Below are 3471 nucleotides of genomic sequence, written 5' to 3'. Positions count from 1 at the left end.
TATAGTTTTTGTCTGTATAGTAGTAGCCGCAGGACGTCATATAGAACAGCATACTGCGTGCCTGCTCAGAAGGGCTTTGAAAATATAAATCCGATCCGTTGCAGGTGCCTGCTTCAAAACCAAGCATAGGGATTCCTCCTTGCGCGAATCATCATTGAGAATACGTCAGAATTGTAGCATGGAGTCTATGGGATGTCAAAGGATGAACCTGCGAGGTGCTTGCAAAAAAATAACAAAAGCACGCCGGAAATCAAGAGATACAGAAAAAATACTGTGCAAGTTGCACATAAAATATGGGCGTTAATTTGTACAATACGATAAAAATAACGAAAAAGAGCACATTTTCGCAACTCAATAGCAGGAAATGTTATTTATTTGCACGAAATGAAACGGTACAATGCATACATAGAAACACATGGCAGACGACAAGAGAGATAGACTGCTATGAACTGAGAAAAGGAGAATGAACGATGAAAATGAAGCGAATTGCAGCGATGCTTTTGGCAGGCGCAATGATGACAGGTTTATGTGCTTGCGGAAGCTCTTCTGGCGGCGACAAGGCGGCAGGCTCCGGCGGCAGCGCAGATGGCGCAAAGATCAGCATGATTTTGAAGACCACCTCCGCAGAGTATTGGCAGTATGTACAGGCTGGCGCAGAGGCGGCAGCAAAGGATCTCGGCGTAACCGTTGATGTCAAGGGCGCAACCTCTGAGACAGCATACGACGAGCAGCAGAACATGATTGAGACGGATGTTCAGTCCGGCGCATATGATTCGATTATCATCGCTCCGCTGCAGGGCGATCAGGCAGCAACGCTGGTAAAGGGAACCAAGACCCCGATTTTCGCCGTTGACACCAACTTTGATGCCGATGAAGTGGTTTCCTTCATTGGTACCGGCAATGAAGATGCAGCGGCACTTGGCGGCAAGGCAGCCGTAGAAGCGGCAAAGAAGGCTGGCTGGGACAAGATCGAGTGCATTGAAATCTGCGGCGTACAGGGCGACCCGACCAACACCGCTCGTTATGAAGGCTATAAGAAGGGCGTCACGGAAGCTGGCGGCACATTCCTTGAGAAGGAAACCCAGTATGCAGACGCAGTAGCAGATAAAGCTGTAAACTCCATGGAAGCAATCATGCAGACCCATCCGGAAGGTGTAGCTATCGTCTGCGCAAACAATGATGACATGGCTATGGCAGCAGCTCGCGCAGCAAAGGGCAACAAGGCATATGAGAATACCATTTTCCTTGGCTTTAACGGCGACCGCGCAGCGTGCGAAGCTATTCTGGCAGGTCAGGAAACCATGTCCGTCATTCAGGATGCATATGGCATGGGCTACAAGGCTGTACAGGCAGCAGTAGATAATCTGAATGGCAAGAAGCTGGATTCTTTCATTGATTCTGGTTCTGGTATCGTGGACAAGGACTCCGCACAGGAGCGTTTGGATCAGCTGTCTGAGTACCTGAAGTAAGCACACAAAGGGCAAAAAATAAACGAGTATATGGGATGCCCTTATCGAAGAACCATCGGTAAGGGCATCACTTTTTATACAGGGCATCAGAGAAAAGGGTGAAAATCAATGAGTGAATATGTAGTAGAATTAAAAAATACGACAAAGATATTCCCGGGTGTAGTAGCTCTTGATAAAATGCAGCTGGCGGTCAAGCCGGGCGAAATTCTCGGATTGATCGGAGAAAATGGTGCGGGAAAATCGACACTGATTAAGGTGTTGACGGGAGTGCATCAGCCGGATGAAGGAGAAATCTACGTCAACGGCGAGAAAAAGACGTTTAAAGATCCAAATGAGTCCGCAGCGGCAGGCATCGCCTGCGTTTATCAGGAGCTGAACATCGAAAAATTGCTCAGCATCACGGATAATATTTTTATCAACAAATGGATCAAGGGGCCGGGCGGTCTGCTTGATTACAAGACCATGCACAAGAAGGCAAAAGAAGTCATGGCGTCTCTGGGACAGGATATTGACCCGGAAAAACCAGCTGGCACCTTTGGCATGGGCGTGCAGCAGATGATTGAAATCGCCAAGGCGGTTTTGATTGATGCAAAAATGATTATTATGGACGAGCCGACCTCTTCTCTGGGTGAGAAGGAAGTCGCACAGCTGATGAAAACGTGTCGGGAACTGCGTGACCGCGGCATCGGCATCGTCTTTGTATCCCATAAGCTGGAAGAATTGTTCGAGCTGTGCGACCGCGTCGAAGTCATTCGAGACGGTCAGTACATCGATACCCGTGATATTAAAGATTGGACCAATGATTCATTGATTGCTGCCATGGTAGGCAGAACATTGGACAATCTGTTCCCGAAGGAATTCGGCACCAAGGGAGAAGTAGCTCTCAAGGCAGAGCATTTAATGGAGGGCGGCGTCCTCGATGATGTCAGCTTTGAGGCATATAACGGTCAGGTGCTCGGTTTTGCCGGACTGGTTGGAGCGGGACGTACCGAAACCATGCGTGCAATCTTTGGCGCGGATCCGCTGGACAGCGGCAAGATTTACATCCACGGCAAGGAAGTAAAAATAAAAACCCCACGGCAGGCAATCCAGAATGGCATTGCGTTCCTGACCGAAGATCGAAAGGGACAGGGACTTGTCTTGCAGGAGAGCATTCGCAACAATGTTATTCTTGCCAATCTGAAGGGCTTTACCAGCGGTTTGTTCCTCAGTGAGAAGAAAATCAATGAGGCGACAGAGGCCAACATTCGAGATCTGCGCATCAAGACACCATCTGCCAATGAGATTGTCGGACAGCTTTCCGGCGGCAATCAGCAGAAGGTAGTTATTGGCAAATGGGTCAATACCGATGCAGACATCTTTATCTTTGACGAGCCGACACGAGGCATTGACGTCGGCGCAAAGATCGAAGTGTATAACGTCATGAACCGTCTGGTCAAGGAGGGCAAATGCGTTATCATGATTTCGTCGGAGATGCCGGAAATCTTGGGTATGTCGGATCGCGTGATCGTTATGCGCGGCGGCAAAATCATGGCGACTGTAGACCGTGGCAGCAAGCATTTCAATCAGGAAAGTCTCATGAAAGCAGCATGGGGAGGTACTTTAGATGACTAAGACTAAGAAAAAATCCAATGGCAATTCGTTCCTTGGTACACTGGCAGCGCTGATTATTCTGTGCGTGGTTTTGACCATTGTCAGCGATAAGTTTTTGACGTATAATAACTTGATGTCTGTTTTGAAGCAGACGACGTTTACAGCACTGCTGTCCACCGGTATGCTGCTGTGCTTGATTACCGCAGGTATCGACTTGTCAGTTGGTGCAAATGCGACATTCTGTGCTTGTATCTGTGGTATGCTCGTTAAGGGCGGCATGACCAACTCGTTTGTACTCATCGTTGTCGCTATTGTGGCTGGTACATTGATCGGCTTGATTAACGGCTTGCTGCTGACTCGTCTGCACCTGCCGCATCCGTTCGTATCTACGTTGGGTATGAAAAACTTC

3 protein-coding genes are annotated in these 3471 nt (G+C 48.5%); all 3 read left to right on the top strand.

What is annotated here, in order from left to right; genetic code table 11:
- The first annotated feature begins 470 nt into the window (after nt 1–470).
- Nucleotides 471–1469, top strand: a complete 999-nt coding sequence (locus tag ACR0P9_RS09440) for a sugar ABC transporter substrate-binding protein (protein WP_432619530.1) — start codon at nt 471–473, stop codon at nt 1467–1469.
- A gap of 108 nt (nt 1470–1577) precedes the next feature.
- A complete protein-coding gene (locus tag ACR0P9_RS09435; protein ID WP_432619528.1) occupies nt 1578–3083 on the top strand; it encodes a sugar ABC transporter ATP-binding protein in 1506 nt (501 codons plus the stop codon).
- Nucleotides 3076–3471: ABC transporter permease (locus tag ACR0P9_RS09430; RefSeq protein WP_432619526.1), on the top strand; the 396-nt coding region annotated here is incomplete at its 3' end. The genes ACR0P9_RS09435 and ACR0P9_RS09430, both read left to right, overlap by 8 nt.

It is taken from the genome of Butyricicoccus sp. (genome assembly GCF_050872565.1).
Taxonomy (GTDB): domain Bacteria; phylum Bacillota; class Clostridia; order Oscillospirales; family Butyricicoccaceae; genus Butyricicoccus_A.
This window is presented reverse-complemented; position numbering and strand designations above follow the sequence as displayed.

Excerpts from the sequence above, each read along its gene's own strand:
- ACR0P9_RS09440 (WP_432619530.1), top strand. The coding sequence starts at position 471 with ATGAAAATGAAGCGAATTGCAGCGATGCTTTTGGCAGGCGCAATGATG.
- ACR0P9_RS09435 (WP_432619528.1), top strand. The coding sequence starts at position 1,578 with ATGAGTGAATATGTAGTAGAATTAAAAAATACGACAAAGATATTCCCG.